The organism is Agromyces sp. Y575, assembly GCF_059445445.1.
In genome coordinates, this window is record NZ_JCAIUI010000003.1 from 221,321 (window position 1) to 236,043 (window position 14,723).

Below are 14,723 nucleotides of genomic sequence, written 5' to 3' on the forward strand. Positions count from 1 at the left end.
CAGGATCGTCGAGGGTGGGTGCATGCGTGCACCCTCACCGCTCCCCGCGAGCATCGGTTCAGGACCGTTCACCCTTGCCACGGCGCGTGCAGCGGGTGTGACTTCAGCGCGTCTCCGCTCGAGGGATCTCGTCGTTCCGTTCCGGGGCATCCGCTCATCGTCGACGATGCACGGGCGCTTCGCGCTGTGCGAGGCGTATTCCCTTCGACTCGGACCGACCGAGGCGTTCAGTCACGCGACCGCTGCCGAGCTCTGGGGACTTCCGCTCCCGTGGAGGGTGCAGGCCGATCCGCGTCTGCACACCGTGGTGTGGAACGGCGCACATCCGACGCGTGCCGGTGCCGTCGTCGGCCACCGGGCGCACGTTGAACCGCGGATCGCGCGGCGACGAGGCTTGCGGGTCGTCGCCGCAGCGGATGCGTGGTGCCAGCTCGCCGCCGACCTCGGTGAGCGCGACCTCATCGTCGCGGGCGATCGGCTGATCGGCCTGCCGCGAGCGCTTGCGAGCGAATCCGAGATCGATGCGGCGATCTCGCGGTACGGGGGCAAGCGCGGTGCTCGCGCACTGCGCCGGGCACGCGAGCGCCTCAGGCCGCGATCCGAGTCACCTCGGGAGACCCTCTTGCGCCTCGATGTGATCGACGGTGGATTCCCCGAACCCGAGCCGAACGGCGTCATCGATCTTGCGTCCGGACGCAGGACGCGCGCCGATCTCGTGTTCCGCGCGTACCGCGTGATTCTCGAGTACGACGGCCAGCACCACCGAGCGGATGCGGCTCAATGGGCGAAGGACGTCGATCGGCTGAACGAGCTCGCCGCGAACGGATGGATCGTCATCCGGGTGAACAAGGACACACGTCGGAGCGAGGTCTTCGGGCTCCTTCGTCACGCGCTGGTCACCCGCGGCTGGGCATGAGGCGTGGCGGGGCACAGTCACGGGGCATCGAGAGTGCGCGTCGGGTTGCTTCATCCGCCTGAGAACGACGTGACGCGCACTCTCGATGGAGTTGAGGGGCGATGTGAGGGTGGTTCAGACGAGCGTGAGCGCGCGCTCACCGATCGCCGCCGCCGAGTCGGCGTGCATCGGGTCGTCGTCGATCGCGAACCATGTCGATGAGAGCGCGCACCACGCGACGAGCCAGCGTGCGAATCGGGCCGGATCGAGCGCGGTGGCTGCGATGGCCACGCCGAACTGCCGTTCGAGCCGCCCGGGCACGAGCGCGCGTTCGTACGACGGATTGCAGAGCAGGTTGCAGTAGTCGAACGCGGTCTCACCGACGAGGCCCTTCGGGTCGATCGCGAGCCAACCTCGGTCGCCGAAGTCGAGCACGTTGCCGTGGTGCATATCACCGTGCAGCACCGCCTTGTCAACCGGATCGGCGAGCAGCGCCGCGGCGAATTCGGCACCTCGACGATGCAGCGGGCCGAGGTCGTCGGCGCGGGCGAAGAGCTCGCCGAACCAGGTCGGCAGGTCTACGAGCGGGGTCGGGGCGGCGAGGAGCGGCTCGACGGGCGCGTGGTGAATGCGATCGGCCGCCTCGCAGAGCACACGCGTGGCATCGTCGTCGTGCCCGAGCTCGACCATTCGCACGAGATCCCGGGGGCCCGTCGCTCGCTCCAGCAGCACCGCGGGCCCGAGCCGCCGCAACACGCGCGCGACGCCCTCGCCCTTCAACCGCTCGAGCAGCTCGCCGCCTCGCACGTCTTCGTCGATGTGCGCGACCTTCAACATCGCGGATGCGCCGTCCTCCGTGCGTACAGGCATGAGCGTGCTCGACGCGGTGGTGCGTGCGTCGCCGTCGGGGCGCAGTCGCCATCGGCGCAGCCACGCGACATCCGCTCCGCGTCCGGGATCGACGGGGCCAAGATCGCTCACGACTGCGGTCGATCGTCGCCGCGGCCCGCCCACGGGTCGTAGTCCGCTTCGAGTGCCTCTTGCGCCGGTCGCGACGCCTCGGGCACGTGTTGCAGGTTCACCCGGATGCGGTACCAGAGCGACGAGCTTCCACGCATGCCGTCGACGAGCACGTCGGCGGGTTCGAGCAGCGCCGCGGCGTCGGCGTGCTTCGCCTTCCACCGCTCGAGGGCGTCGAGCGCCTCGGGCTTGGTCTTCGTGCGTGCGATCTCGATGAGCGGCATGGTCGATGCGCGACGGCCCGAGCCGTCTCCGCGCGCGGGAGGCTTTTCGGCCGGACCGAGCTCCTCTGCTCGCCGGAGCAGCGCGTCGAGGCTTCCGGCGGCCTCGTCGATGCCGGCCGCGACGTCGCCGCGCTCGGCGAATCGCTCGAGCACGGTCGGCACGGTGAACCGTTCGGGATGACTGCCTCGCACTTCGTCCCAGTCGAGCGGGGTCGAAACGCGAGCATCGGGCAGGGCGCGCACCGAGTAAGCGGATGCCACGGTGCGATCCTTCGCGTTCTGGTTGAAGTCGACGAACACGCTCTCGCCGCGCTCCTCCTTCCACCATCTCGCGCTCGCGAGACCGGGCGCCCGCAGTTCGACCTCGCGGGCGATCGTCTCTGCAGCAAGCCGCACGTCGTGATAGCTCCACAGTGGTTCGATGCGCACCGAGATGTGGATGCCGCGCGAGCCCGACGTCTTCGGCCAGCCGACGAGGCCGTGGTCGGCGAGCACCTCGCGCGAGATCATCGCCACGTCGACGATCTGCGCCCAATCGACGCCCGGCATCGGGTCGAGGTCCACTCGCAGTTCGTCGGGGTGGTCGAGGTCTTCGGCGCGCACTGGGTGCGGGTTGAGGTCGATGCAGCCGAGGTTCACGACCCACGCGAGCGCCGCGGCATCCCGAACCACGACCTCTTCGGCCGAATTGCCGGAAGCATAGTGCAGTGTCGCCGTCTCGATCCACTCCGGCCGGTTCTCGGGGGCGCGCTTCTGGAAGAAGGCCTCCTGGTCGATGCCCTTGACGAAGCGCTTCAGCACCATCGGCCGGCCTCCGGCACCACGCAGCGCGCCATCGGCCACGGCGAGGTAGTACCGCACGAGGTCGAGCTTGGTCAGACCGACCGCGGGGAAGACGAGCTTGTCAGGGCTCGAGATGCGCACCTCTCGGTCGCCGATCTCGAGCATCTCGGCCGCACTCGCCTTCGGGCTCACACCTCCACACTATGGCGAGCCCGGGCACTCTGGCGAGGTCGCCGAGAACGGGAGACCGGGTCGCCCAGTCAGCCCGTGGCGGCCGATCGTGCAGCGAGCGCGTAGCGACGCGGGGTCTCGCCGATCACCGCACGGAACTGCCGGGTGAAATGCGCCTGGTCGGCGAACCCGAGCGTCGCGGCGAGTTCGGCGAGCGCAGGCGAATCGGATGCCGCGAGCAGCTGTGCCGCCTCTTGCATGCGGTATCGGCCGATGAGCCATTTCGGCGTCAGGCCGACCCGGTCGCGTGCGAGCCGCTCGAGCGCGCGCAGGCTCAGCCCCGCGGCGCGGGCGAGGTCATCTGCGCGCAGGATCGCCCGATCGGTTTCGGCGAGCTCGACGACCCGACGCACGAGCGCCGCGTCGGCATCGACCTCGATGCGCTGGCTCGGCAGCCACCGCTCGAACGCCGCGATCGCGCCGCTGTCGTCATCTGCGGCGACCGCGCGGCGAACGGATGTCACGAGCCCCGAGACATCCGTCATGCGCAGTTCTTCGAGCGCCACCGATGAGCCGACGAGGGAACGCACGGGGTCAGGCACGAGCCGATGCGCGACGCCAGGCTGCAGCAGCACGCCGAACGCCCACCCCTCGCCTTCGAGGCGTTGATGGCCGCGGCCGAGTTCTGGGCCGTACAGTGCGGCGGTGTCGCGTTCGATCACGAGGTTTGCCGACGGGTATTCGAGCACGCCCTGCTCGACGACGACGCCCGATGGAAGTCGCCAGCGCGGGATCCAGATGTGGCGTACGAGCCCGGCGAGCTCGGGGCTCACCGGGTACCGCGTGAGGCGCACCGGCGCCTCGGTTGACCGTGCCTGCTCGGCGGTATCGCCCGCGAGCGGCGCGATGCCCGGCTCGCCGCCGCGCGGCGCGAGCACGCCCTTCGTGGCAGCTCCGGCGCGTGAGCGCCAGTAGTCGTCGGTGCGGGGCATGCCCCCAGTATGGCCAGCGCCACCGACGCGGCCGCCTGAACCTGGGCCCACGGCGGCCGGTTCCGGCGCGCCGGGAAGCGGCGCGACGGCTGTGCCGCTGGGGAGCGATGGGTCGCGTTTGTGCAAGACGCGGGCACCGGGGCATCCGTACCGTCGATCTCGTACCCACTGCTGATCAACATGAGGAGACTCGCATGCCCGACTTCGAGATGACCACCTATATCGCCGCCGACCCGCAGCGCGTCTGGGACGCGATCACGGGCGAAGAGGGCAGCCGGGCCGTCATGTGGGGGTCGGTGCTTCGCGGCGAACTCACGCCGGGCGCCCGATACGAGTACGTCGGGCCCGGTCAGGACGGCGACGAGACCGTTCACGTCTACGGCGAAGTGCTCGCGGCCGAGCCTGGCCGCGTGCTGCAGCTCTCGGAGCACCCCGGACCCACCTACCGTGAGAACCACGCCGAGCTCCGCAGCCGCATGACCTGGCGACTCGAGCCGGCCGGGGAGGACCTCACCAAGGTCACCTTCACGAACGACGAGTGGAGTGACGGCCACCCGTCCGAGGCGGAGGCCTCCGACACATGGCCGCTCCTGCTCTCGAGCGTCAAATCGTGGATCGAGACGGGACGCGCCCTGCCGTTCCCGTCGTGACGCCTTCTGCGTGAACACGCTGTCGTCGCCGATCCCCGTGACGGCACTTCGCCGGGTCACGTTCCATGCGAAGTGTCGTTGCGGTGCAGAGGGGTCGTCAGGCCGACCCCTCGATAAGATCGCCGCATGGCCGATGACGCGGTGAAGCAAGCTCAGGAGGCTGCCGTCGCGGCGGCGGAAGCAGCGAAGGCCCTGCAGGCGCAGGCGGCCGAAGCGATCAAGAAGGCCGAGGAGGCCGCAGCGCTCGCGACGGCGGCCGCTGCGGCCGCGGCGACGGATGCCGCGGCTGCGGCACCATCGCTCGCTGAGCCTGTCGAAGCGACGAGTGCACCCGCGACTCTCGCGCCCGCCTCTTCGGCAGGCGCGGGGAGCGGGAACACCGCCGCGGCATCCGCGGGCCCCCTCGACCAGTCGCAGATCGACGCGATCCGCGTGGGATACACCTTCGAGGGCGCCGCGCTCGAGATGGGTGCGCTCGTCAACGGCGAGGCGCTGCCCGACGTGCCGGTGCGCATCCCGCTCGCGATGACGAACCGACACGGGCTCGTCGCCGGTGCGACGGGCACGGGCAAGACCCGCACCCTGCAGGTGCTCGCCGAACAGCTCTCGTCCAATGGCGTCGCCGTGTTCGCGGCCGACATCAAGGGTGACCTCTCGGGCGTCGCGACGCCGGGCGACGGCAATGAGAAGCTGCTGAAGCGCACCGCCGGTATCGGGCAGCAATGGACCGCCGCGAGCTTCCCGACCGAGTTCTACTCGCTCGGTGGTGTCGGCCGAGGCGTGCCGATCCGGGCGACGATCTCGGGCTTCGGGCCGCTGCTGCTCTCGAAGGCGCTCGGCCTGAACGAGACGCAGGAGTCGAGCCTCGGACTCGTCTTCCACTACGCGAACAAGAGCAACCTCGCACTGCTCGACCTCGAAGATCTGCGGGCCGTGCTCGCCTACCTCGTCAGCGACGAAGGCAAACCCGAACTCGAGGGCCTCGGCGGGCTGTCGAAGGCGACCGTCGGGGTGATCCTCCGCGAGCTCATCACGTTCGCCGATCAAGGCGCCGACGTGTTCTTCGGCGAACCCGAGATCGACACGGCCGAGTTCCTGCGCGTGGCATCCGATGGGCGCGGCATCATCAGCCTGCTCGAGGTTCCGGGTGTCGCCGACAAGCCGGCGCTCTACTCGACCTTCCTCATGTGGCTGCTCGCCGATCTCTTCACCGACCTGCCAGAGGTCGGCGACCTCGACCAGCCGAAGCTCGTGTTCTTCTTCGACGAGGCGCACCTGCTCTTCACGGACGCGTCGAAGGACTTCCTCGCCCAGATCACGCAGACCGTGCGTCTCATCCGCTCGAAAGGCGTCGGCGTCTTCTTCGTCACGCAGACCCCGAAAGACGTACCCGCCGACGTGCTCGCCCAGCTCGGCTCTCGCGTGCAGCACCAGTTGCGCGCGTTCACGCCCGACGATGCGAAGGCGCTGCGGGCGACCGTCTCGACGTATCCGAAGTCGGGCTACGACCTCGAGGAGGCGCTCACCCGGCTCGGCACGGGCGAGGCGATCATCACGGTCATGAACGAGAAGGGCGCGCCGTCGCCCGTCGCGTGGACGCGACTGCGGGCACCACAGGCCTCGATGTCGCCGTCGCCGGATGCTTCGATCGACGCCGCCGTGGCCGCATCGCCGCTGCTCGCGAAGTACGGCACCGGCATCGATCGCGAGTCGGCGCACGAGATTCTCACGAAGAAGCTCGCGGATGCCGCGGCGAAGGTCGATGCCGAAGAGGCCGCCGCCGCGAAGACCAGGGCCGATGCGGAGTACGAGAAGATGCAGGCGAAGATCGCTGCGGATGCCGCGAAGGCAGACAAGAAGGCACAGGCCGAGTACGACCGGCTCATGAAGCAGACCTCGGGGAGCTCGCGGTCGAGGTCGAGGTCGGGGTCACGCTCGTCGCAATCGAAGGAGCGGTCCGCGCTCGAGCAGGTGCTGGGCTCGAGGGCCACGCAGAACGTGCTGACCACGGTGATCACGGGCATCTTCGGCATGGCCAAGCGCCGCTGAGCCCGTTTCGTCGGTTGAGACGGCACGCCAGCGTCGTCTCGAACCCTCCACGCGGGTCTCGCTCCTCGCCGGCGCGATCTGGGGGAGGATGGTCGGGTGCCTGTGATCCGTCCGTACCACCCCGACGACCGCGACCAGGTCGCCCGTATCTGCCTGCTCACCGCAGCCGGCGGCGGCGACGCGACGGGGGACTACTCCGACGACACGCTCATGCCCGAGGTGTTCGCCCTGCCGTACGTCGATTTCGCGCCCGAGTTCGCGTTCGTCGTGGCCGACACTTCGACGGGCTCAGGGCAGCGTGGTGAGCGCGTGCTCGGCTACGTCATCGGCGTGCCCGACACTGCGGTGTTCGTGGAGTGGTGGAAACGTGAGTGGGCCCCAGGCTTCGCTGCGCGGCATCCGTCGCCCGGTGCGCCAACGGGCCGCAACCCACGGTTCACCGAGGCGCAACTCGTCGAAGCCGGCTCGACACCCGAGCGCATGCTCATCGACGAGCTCGACGAGTATCCCGCGCACCTCCACATCGATCTGTTGCCCGAAGTGCAGGGCCAGGGTTTCGGCCGACGCCTCATCGACATGCTCCGGGCGGCGCTCGCGGCGCGCGGTGTGCCCGCCGTGCACCTCGGCGTCGCCGCCTCGAACATCGGTGCGCGGGCGTTCTACGGCCGACTCGGGTTTCACGAGCTGCCCTCGAGCCGCCCGAGTTCGCCGCTGCTCGGCATCGCAACCGGCGTGACCGACGGCCCCGGCGTGACCGACGGCCTCGGCGTGACCGACGGCCTCGGCGTGACCGACGGCCCGGGTGCGACCGGTGGCACAGGCGCTGCCGTCAGCGACTGAGCAAACGCCGCTCGAACCAGTAGAGCAAGCGCGGGTTGGCCTCGCGCAGCTCTGAGAGCGTCATCGGCTCGCTGCCGACGGTCTCCTCCACGCCGAGCACTTCCGCCACCTGGTCCATGGCGGGCTCGTCCCAGAAACGGCCGCGCATGCGGAATGCGCCACGTCCGGTGCGTTCGACGACGAAGAGCTCCTGTGTCGTGTCGAGGCTGTTCGCGCGGTAGAGCTGTACGCGCAGCACGCCGGCCACGTCGCGTGAGGCGACCGTCGAGACACCACCGAAGAAGCCGCGTTCGACGATGCCGTACTTGCTGATCGAGGCACGAGCGCGCCGGTAGCCGATCCAGGCACCGAGGATCAGCAGCACGACGACCGCGGCGGTGGCGCCGACGATCGGCCACGCTTCGCGGGTATCCATGAGCCAGAGTTCGGCGGCGAGCAATGGAATGGCGAGAGCCGCAACGGGGAGACCGATGCTCCACACGAGCGTGCGACGGGGCCTCAGGGTTTGAACCCTGAGGCCGTCGCCCCCTACTGTCGCCGCTCCGATGGAGGAGCCCCCTGCGTCCCCACTCCTCGTTTCCATCGCCGCTGCTGACATCTCTCACATCATGGGGGACCGCGCCGATCTGCGCTATTCCGCATTAATGAGGACACGGACGACTTTCGATGGCGCTGTGTACCTGAGACTTCGACCCGGGAAGAGCCAGCTTCGCGGGCGGTGGGCGCCACCTCGGAGTTCTGTTCCTCGGTGAAGTCCGTCCGGGTGTAGTCGAATACCGGTCGGTGCTGAGGAGACGGATGAGGTGGGCCATGCTGCCGCGACACGGCGGGCATGGATGTCATCGAGTGGAGCCGCCCCGGCCTCGAGTACCGGCAGGACCTGGAGTGGGCGATGCGATGGTGCCCAACCACTCGGCGAAGGTGAGCATGCCAAGCTGCGCTCCCGGTCCGGGGAGCAGCGCCCCGCTGCGCATCGCCGCTCCCATGCCGCCGGGGAGGGGAACCGACACGATCGGTCCCCGAATCCCCATGGCCGCTGCATACGCGCGGGCGAGCTCGAGGAGTCGCTCTTTGCGGGGGCCAGCGAGGTCGGTGGCGCGGCCCCGCGCGTCCGTCTCGGCGAGTTCGACCAGACGCACGGCCACCTCGCGGGCGGCCACAGGCTGCGTGCGCATCATCGGGATGGCGTGTACGGGGCCGAGCGTCGCGCGCTCAAGCATCTGCGCGGCGAACTCGTGGAATTGGGTGGCGCGGAGGATGCTCCAAGGCAGCGGGCCGCTCTCGACGAGGCGCTCCTGCACCACCTTGCCGGCGTAGTAGCCCGAGGGTGCCCGGTCGACATTCACGATCGAGAGGGCAACATGGTGCCCGATGCCGGCTGCGGCACCGGCGGAAAGCAGGTTCGTCGTGGTGGCGCGGAAGAACTGCTCGGAAGCGGTGCCTGAGGTTGTCGAGATGCTCGCCACGTCGATCACACTGTCGGCACCTGCGAGGGCGCCGGCCACGGCGGCCGGGTCCAGTAGGTCGACGCCGGCGGAGCGGCTGAGAAGGACGGGCACGTGGCCGTGCTCGCGGACGATGTCGACGACATGTCGGCCGACCGCTCCCGTAGCTCCAGCGATGGCGATTCTCATGAGGTGGTGTTCCTTCCGGCGGGGGTGGGCTCGAGTGAAGCCGAGGGGGCCCGGCCGGTACCTCGCGTTTGCCGTGGCCCCGGCAGCAGAAGCACAATGCCGAGCGCGAGGCTGCCGCCGAGCGACACCACATTGGCGGCCACGTCGAGCGGTGCGAGCGACTCGAGATGCGCGAGGTGATACGCCAGGTGCGGGATGCCGAATACAGTCCAGGCGATGCCCACGACTCGGCTGGCGTCGGGCGTGCGGGAGAAGATCGCCGCCACGCTCGCGCCGGCCAGGGCGAGGTAGAGCGTGCCGACATCGCGGATCAGGTGTTCGTTGAAGGGGCCGTCGATCGCGATCCAGATGCGGCCGAATCCAGGGAAGGAGTCGTAGAACGAGGCGGGCCAGAGCGCAGCCCACACCCCCACGAACACCCCAACTGCAGCGGAAACGGCGAGGATGGTGCGGCGTGCAATCAAGGTCATACAAGATTGACGAAACAGCCGGTGCGGATGTGAGGTGGCGACAGAATAGACGCGTGACACTCACCATCACCGACGAGTTCCAGCGCGAACGGTCGCGGCTCACTGGCATCGCCTTCCGCATCCTCGGCACGGTCGCCGACGCCGAAGACGCGGTGCAGGAGACGTACCTGCGCTGGCACGGGTTGAGCAGCTCCGAACGGGCGCTGATCCAGACGCCCGCGGCCTGGCTCACCCGGGTGGCGAGCCGCATCTGCCTCGATCAGCTCGGCAGCGCCCGCGCGCGCCGCGAGCAGTACATCGGCGAGTGGTTGCCCGAGCCAGTACCCGCGGGGGTCGCCGGTGGCCAGTTCGGCGCGCTCGTCGCATCCGCCGCCGACCCGCTCGAGAGGGTTGCGCTCGACGAATCGGTGAGCATCGCCCTGCTCGTCGTCCTCGAGTCGCTGAGCCCGGCCGAACGGGTGGCGTTCGTGCTCCATGACGTGTTCGCGGTGCCGTTCGCCGAAATCGCCGTAATCGCCGGCCGGTCGGTGGACGCGTGCCGGCAGCTAGCGACGGCGGCCCGGCGGCACGTGCGTGAGTGTCGGGCAGGTCAGGTATCGACCGCTTTGCATGACGAGGTGGTGCGCGCTTTCGTGGCGGCATGCGCGGGCGGCGATCTCGCGGCGCTCACGGCGGTACTCGACCCCGCAGTCGAGCTGCGTTCCGACGGCGGGGGATTCGTTTCGGCGGCGCGCAGACCTGTGCTCGGTGCGCTCAACGTGGCCCGCTTCCTCCTCGGCATCCTCGAGAAGCAACCCGAGGCCGAGGTGCAGCAGCGCGTCACGGCCGACGGCATCACACTCACCTTCGGCTACGGCGGAGTGGTTGCGGGCGTCGTGACCCTCGGGGTCGCCGCATTTCCTGCTCCCCCTTCCGGCCATCCTCACGCGTCCGGCGCTCTTCTCGTCTCCAACGTCTGGATCATGATGAACCCGGAGAAGCTGACGCTCTGGCGCTGATGTTCAGCGGTGCGAGGTCGAAGGCGACGCCCTCGGAGTCGCCCCGTCTGTGGCGCGCTCGACGGCATCTTCGGTGGGCACAACGCGCCTGCATGCGGGCGCAGGGCGCGGGAAGACTCTTCATTCTGAGCCGTGCAACGCCGAATGATCTTCCCGCGAGTGGGCTGTCGAGGTGTTCCGCACCGGATCCCGCGCGCTGACAAGAAAACCCCCACCTTGACCGTGAAAGTCGAGGTGAGGGTTATTCCTGTCTGCGGAGGATGGGGGATTCGAACCCCCGAGGGCTTGCACCCAACACGCTTTCCAAGCGTGCGCCATAGGCCACTAGGCGAATCCTCCCGGGGACTCCTCACGCACCCGCCAGAGCCTGGTTACCCTTGCTGCGTTTCCGCCCTGGGGGAGTTGGCCTGGATGGCGCCACGTGAGGAGCCGGAGATAGTCTACCCGAGCGCGAGTGGCGCCTCTGACCGCGGCGCGTTCAGCGAGCGGATGCCTCGGCGGCACGTGCCTGCCGAGGCATCCGCGTGTGCAGAACTCCGGAGATTCGACGCGCCACGCGGAGGGAGTGGCTGCCACGGGCGGCGTGTCGAGCGATGCATCCGGAGTTGTGCGCATCGACTGGGCACCGCCGCGCCTACTCGGTCGCGGCACGTGCCCCGCGTGCGGCGAGATAGGCGTCGAACGCCTCCCGACTCGTCTTCGTCGGCGTGTAGCCGAGCTCCGACTTCAGGCGCGAGTTGTCGAGCACGGGGCGGTGCTGCAGGAACCCGACGCGCTCGGGCCCGTGCACCGTGAGCTTCAGGGCATGCCCGATGCGCAGCGCGAACGTGAGCACGGACGGGGGCAGCGTCAGCGTGCGTTTGCCGATGGCACGCGCGATCTCCGAGACGGTGACGCGGCCGTCGCCGGCCACGTTGAACGCGCCGGTCACGTCGCCGGTGGCGCCGTGCACGATCGCGCCGACGACATCGTCGACCCAGATGAAGACGAACGGGCTCTCCGAGCCGCGGATCGCGAGGATGCGGGGTCCCTCCCAGAGTGCGGTGATCTGGTTCGCCACGGTCGGCCCGAGGATCGTTCCGATGCGCAGCACGACCTGCCCGAGCGCGGGATGCGCGACGCGATACCCGGCGAGCATCTCTTCAACGAGACGCTTGTGTCGCGAGTAGCTGAACTCCTCGTTGCCGCGGATCACGTCGGTCTCGACGAGCCACTCGGGGTTGTCGGCGTGATACCCGTACGCGGCGCCCGACGACGACACGACGATTCGCGTCACCCCGAATGCGACGGCGGCGTCGAGCACGTTGCGGGTGCCTTCCACGTCGACACGGTGCTCGAGCTCTTCGCTCTGGTGGCCGGGGTTCACGATCGCCGCGAGGTGCACGATCGTGTCGATGCGGTGGCGGCCGACGACCACGGCCACGTTCGCGGCATCCGTCACGTCGCACCGCTCGACGATCACCCCGTCGGGCACCGACGCCGGTGTGCGCACGTCGCCTGCGACGATGAATTCGACCTCCGGATGCTCCGCGAGCGCCCGCACCGCGTTGGATCCGAGGAACCCGGCGCCGCCGGTGACCAGCACGCGCCTCATGCGCTGGGCTCCGCCGTGGTCGCCCCGGCGCCGTCGGATTCGGCCTGCGCGTCGACCGACGAGCGAGATGCTGCCGCGGCATCCGCTCGCTTCGAATGCCTGCCCCAGAGTGTCGCGACCGTGAGGCCGGCGATGATGTCCCAGATGCCCCACCAGCCGGCGACGATCGCCATGCCGCCGAGCCCGCCGAAGAACGCGAAGACGAGGCCGAGTCCGAGGCCCGCGTTGCGGATGCCGACTTCGAACGTGATCGCCTTGCGATCGCGCACTCCGAGGCCGCCGATGCGGGCGCTCGCGTAGCCGAGACCCAGTGCCACGGCATCGTGCAGGAAGACGGCGAGCAGCACGACGCCGATGAACGCCATGAAGATCGCCCAGTTGCCGATGAGTGCGGCCGCGATGAATCCCACGAGCCCGAGGAGGCTCACCCAGCGAGCGTACGGCTGCACCTTCGCCGCGAACTTCGGCCAGCGGGCCCTGATCAGGAGCCCGGCGAAGAAGGGCAGTCCGATGATGAGGAAGATCTCGGCGAGCATCTGCCAGCCGTCGAGGCTCACGGCCCGCACGAGTTCGCCCGCGGTCGGGTGGAGGCCGCCCCAGAACGACAGGCTCACCGGCAGCAGGAAGATGTAGACGACGTTCGACACCGCGGTCATCGACACCGAGAGTGCCACGTTGCCACCAGAGCGGTAGGTGAGCACTTGCGAGATGTTGCCGGGTGGGCAGCACGCCACGAGGATCATGCCGAGCGCGATCGACCCTTGCACGTTCAGCAGCAGCGTGAGCCCGAACGTGACCGCGGGCAGCAGTATGATCTGCGCCGCGAGCGCGATGAGCATCGCCTTCGGCGCTTTCGCGACGGCCTTGAAGTCGGATGGTGCGGTGTCGAGCGCGATGCCGAACATGATGAGTCCGAGCACCACGTTCAGGGCGATGAGCGAGCCCGGGGCGAAGTTGAGGACGACCTCGTCGATGTTCATGCGCGGCCGCCTTCGTCGGTGTTCGGTGAGCTCGTCGAACCGCTCGGTCGGGTCGACGCGAGCCCTCGCGAGATGATCCCGCGCGCGAACGCCGGCGGCAATGAGCCGAGCATGCGCTGCACGGTGCGCCGGTACGCGTCTTTGTTGACGTAGTACGACATGCGGTCGAGACCGAGGTAGCGGTAGCCGCCGGTGAGGTCGGGCCACGGGGCATCCGCTCGCGCGCGGAACCGCGCAGCGTCGTCGGGCGCATCGGCGGCTGCTGCGAGGTAGGCGGCGATGAGTTCGGCCTGCTCGTAGCGGCCCTGCCAGCCGATGCCCGACGCCTCGATCATGCCGAGCACGAAGAGGCCGTTGAACGACGGCGGGAAGATGTTGAGGAAGAGCGACGGCGACGCGGTCGTCCAATTGAGGTGAGCTCGATCGACGAAGGGGTAGTCGAGCGTGTAGCCGGTGGCGAGCATGATGAGGTCGTACTCGCCCGAGGTGCCGTCCGCGAAGCGAACGGTGTGCCCGTCGAACCGGTCGATGTCGGGCACCACTCGCAGGTCGCCCTGCCCGAGGTGGTTCAGCACCATCGTGTTGACGATCGGGTGCGACTCGTAGATCTTGTAGTCGGGCTTCGGGAATCCGAACCGCACGGGGTCGCCCGTGAACGCCTTCAGCACGCGGGCGTCGATGAACTGCTTGATGCGGGCCGGCAGCGGCCGGCCCTGGTTCAGGGTGTCCGACGGCCGGCCGAAGAGGTACCGGGGCACGAAGTAGTACCCGCGGCGCACACTGAGGTCGACGGATGCCGCGTGGTGCACCGCATCGACCGCGATGTCGCACCCGGAGTTGCCGGCGCCGATGACGAGCACGCGCTTGCCCTCGAAGACCTTCGCCGACTTGTAGGAACTCGTGTGCATGATCTCGCCCGCGAACTCGCCGGCGAAGGCCGGCACGTTGGGTTCGGCGAGCGTGCCGTTCGCGAGGATGACGCCCGAGTAGTCGCCCGTGATCGTCTCGCCGTCAGCCGTGACGGCAGTGACGCGCCACCGCGGCTCTGCTCCCTGAGCGTGTCGAAGGGGGCCGCTGCCGGGCACCGGCGAGACATCCGTCACCCTGGTCTCGAACCGGAAATGCTCTCGCAGCCCGTAGGTGTCGGCGTAGGCGCGGAAGTACTCGAGCAGTGCACGGTGGCTCGGGTAGTCGGCGGTCGAGGCCATCGGGAACTCGGCGAACTCGGTCGTCGTGCGGCTCGAGATCAGGTGCGCCGACTCGTACATGGTGCTGCGCGGATTGTCGATGTTCCAGAGGCCCCCGACATCGGGACCGGCCTCGAAACCGACGAAGGGGATGCCGGCGATGGCGAGCGCTCGGGCGCCGGCGAGGCCGGACGGGCCCGCTCCGATGAGGGCGATGGGGTTCACGGATGCTCCTG

The 14,723-nt window shown here is 69.1% G+C and carries 14 protein-coding genes, 1 tRNA gene and 1 other RNA gene; 5 read left to right on the forward strand and 11 right to left on the reverse strand.

Annotated features, from left to right (window positions below):
* Positions 1 to 22 precede the first annotated feature (22 nt).
* Entirely contained in the window at positions 23 to 916 is an 894-nt protein-coding gene (locus AC1C2U_RS13150; protein WP_495362216.1) for a DUF559 domain-containing protein, read from the forward strand.
* Between the two features lie 114 nt (positions 917 to 1,030).
* Here AC1C2U_RS13150 and AC1C2U_RS13155 read toward each other — a convergent pair whose 3' ends face one another.
* The 3 genes from AC1C2U_RS13155 to AC1C2U_RS13165 form a co-directional block, all read right to left on the reverse strand.
* Complete coding sequence (locus AC1C2U_RS13155) at positions 1,031 to 1,876, reverse strand: aminoglycoside phosphotransferase family protein (RefSeq protein ID WP_495362217.1); 846 nt, start codon at positions 1,874 to 1,876, stop codon at positions 1,031 to 1,033.
* Complete coding sequence (ligD, locus tag AC1C2U_RS13160; RefSeq protein ID WP_495362218.1) at positions 1,873 to 3,114, reverse strand: non-homologous end-joining DNA ligase; 1,242 nt, start codon at positions 3,112 to 3,114, stop codon at positions 1,873 to 1,875. Before ligD ends, AC1C2U_RS13155 begins: the two co-directional genes overlap by 4 nt.
* Before the next feature lie 68 nt (positions 3,115 to 3,182).
* Positions 3,183 to 4,085, reverse strand: coding sequence for a helix-turn-helix domain-containing protein (locus AC1C2U_RS13165; RefSeq protein ID WP_495362219.1), 903 nt, complete (start codon positions 4,083 to 4,085; stop codon positions 3,183 to 3,185).
* Between the two features lie 194 nt (positions 4,086 to 4,279).
* Here AC1C2U_RS13165 and AC1C2U_RS13170 point away from each other — a divergent pair, with 194 nt between their 5' ends.
* The 3 genes from AC1C2U_RS13170 to AC1C2U_RS13180 all read left to right on the forward strand — a co-directional run bounded on the left by AC1C2U_RS13170 (position 4,280) and on the right by AC1C2U_RS13180 (position 7,624).
* A complete protein-coding gene (locus AC1C2U_RS13170; RefSeq protein WP_495362220.1) occupies positions 4,280 to 4,735 on the forward strand; it encodes an SRPBCC domain-containing protein in 456 nt (151 codons plus the stop codon).
* Positions 4,736 to 4,861: 126 nt separating this feature from the next.
* Positions 4,862 to 6,784, forward strand: coding sequence for a helicase HerA-like domain-containing protein (locus AC1C2U_RS13175; protein WP_495362221.1), 1,923 nt, complete (start codon positions 4,862 to 4,864; stop codon positions 6,782 to 6,784).
* Between the two features lie 96 nt (positions 6,785 to 6,880).
* Entirely contained in the window at positions 6,881 to 7,624 is a 744-nt protein-coding gene (locus tag AC1C2U_RS13180; RefSeq protein ID WP_495362222.1) for a GNAT family N-acetyltransferase, read from the forward strand.
* Here the strand turns inward: AC1C2U_RS13180 and AC1C2U_RS13185 are convergent.
* The 3 genes from AC1C2U_RS13185 to AC1C2U_RS13195 form a co-directional block, all read right to left on the reverse strand.
* Positions 7,614 to 8,039, reverse strand: a complete 426-nt coding sequence (locus AC1C2U_RS13185) for a hypothetical protein (RefSeq protein ID WP_495362223.1) — start codon at positions 8,037 to 8,039, stop codon at positions 7,614 to 7,616. The genes AC1C2U_RS13180 and AC1C2U_RS13185 overlap by 11 nt on opposite strands.
* A 424-nt stretch (positions 8,040 to 8,463) precedes the next feature.
* Positions 8,464 to 9,258, reverse strand: coding sequence for an SDR family oxidoreductase (locus AC1C2U_RS13190; RefSeq protein WP_495362224.1), 795 nt, complete (start codon positions 9,256 to 9,258; stop codon positions 8,464 to 8,466).
* On the reverse strand, positions 9,255 to 9,728 hold the full coding sequence (locus AC1C2U_RS13195) for a hypothetical protein (protein ID WP_495362225.1): 474 nt from the start codon (positions 9,726 to 9,728) through the stop codon (positions 9,255 to 9,257). Before AC1C2U_RS13195 ends, AC1C2U_RS13190 begins: the two co-directional genes overlap by 4 nt.
* Before the next feature lie 53 nt (positions 9,729 to 9,781).
* Between AC1C2U_RS13195 and sigJ the strand changes: the two genes are divergently transcribed.
* The gene (gene sigJ / locus AC1C2U_RS13200) at positions 9,782 to 10,726 is read left to right on the forward strand and encodes an RNA polymerase sigma factor SigJ (RefSeq protein ID WP_495362226.1); all 945 of its coding nucleotides are present in this window, start codon (positions 9,782 to 9,784) and stop codon (positions 10,724 to 10,726) included.
* A 254-nt stretch (positions 10,727 to 10,980) separates the two neighbouring features.
* On the opposite strand, the gene AC1C2U_RS13205 is transcribed toward sigJ, so the two are convergent.
* The 5 genes from AC1C2U_RS13205 to AC1C2U_RS13225 all read right to left on the reverse strand — a co-directional run bounded on the left by AC1C2U_RS13205 (position 10,981) and on the right by AC1C2U_RS13225 (position 14,712).
* Positions 10,981 to 11,065, reverse strand: a tRNA-Ser gene (locus tag AC1C2U_RS13205).
* An RNA gene (gene ffs, locus AC1C2U_RS13210) (signal recognition particle sRNA small type) lies at positions 11,064 to 11,160 on the reverse strand. The genes AC1C2U_RS13205 and ffs overlap by 2 nt, the downstream gene beginning before the upstream one ends.
* Before the next feature lie 200 nt (positions 11,161 to 11,360).
* Positions 11,361 to 12,320 (reverse strand): SDR family oxidoreductase, encoded by a 960-nt coding sequence (locus AC1C2U_RS13215; protein WP_495362227.1) that lies wholly within the window; start codon positions 12,318 to 12,320, stop codon positions 11,361 to 11,363.
* On the reverse strand, positions 12,317 to 13,300 hold the full coding sequence (locus tag AC1C2U_RS13220; RefSeq protein WP_495362228.1) for a bile acid:sodium symporter family protein: 984 nt from the start codon (positions 13,298 to 13,300) through the stop codon (positions 12,317 to 12,319). The genes AC1C2U_RS13215 and AC1C2U_RS13220 overlap by 4 nt, the downstream gene beginning before the upstream one ends.
* Positions 13,297 to 14,712, reverse strand: coding sequence for a flavin-containing monooxygenase (locus AC1C2U_RS13225; RefSeq protein ID WP_495362229.1), 1,416 nt, complete (start codon positions 14,710 to 14,712; stop codon positions 13,297 to 13,299). Before AC1C2U_RS13225 ends, AC1C2U_RS13220 begins: the two co-directional genes overlap by 4 nt.
* Positions 14,713 to 14,723 lie beyond the last annotated feature (11 nt).

Coding starts and splice junctions, on each gene's coding strand:
- AC1C2U_RS13220 (WP_495362228.1), bottom strand. CDS start 13,300: ATGAACATCGACGAGGTCGTCCTCAACTTCGCCCCGGGCTCGCTCATC.
- AC1C2U_RS13195 (WP_495362225.1), bottom strand. CDS start 9,728: ATGACCTTGATTGCACGCCGCACCATCCTCGCCGTTTCCGCTGCAGTT.
- AC1C2U_RS13175 (WP_495362221.1), top strand. CDS start 4,862: ATGGCCGATGACGCGGTGAAGCAAGCTCAGGAGGCTGCCGTCGCGGCG.
- AC1C2U_RS13150 (WP_495362216.1), top strand. CDS start 23: ATGCGTGCACCCTCACCGCTCCCCGCGAGCATCGGTTCAGGACCGTTC.
- AC1C2U_RS13185 (WP_495362223.1), bottom strand. CDS start 8,039: ATGGATACCCGCGAAGCGTGGCCGATCGTCGGCGCCACCGCCGCGGTC.
- AC1C2U_RS13190 (WP_495362224.1), bottom strand. CDS start 9,258: ATGAGAATCGCCATCGCTGGAGCTACGGGAGCGGTCGGCCGACATGTC.
- AC1C2U_RS13165 (WP_495362219.1), bottom strand. CDS start 4,085: ATGCCCCGCACCGACGACTACTGGCGCTCACGCGCCGGAGCTGCCACG.
- AC1C2U_RS13170 (WP_495362220.1), top strand. CDS start 4,280: ATGCCCGACTTCGAGATGACCACCTATATCGCCGCCGACCCGCAGCGC.
- AC1C2U_RS13215 (WP_495362227.1), bottom strand. CDS start 12,320: ATGAGGCGCGTGCTGGTCACCGGCGGCGCCGGGTTCCTCGGATCCAAC.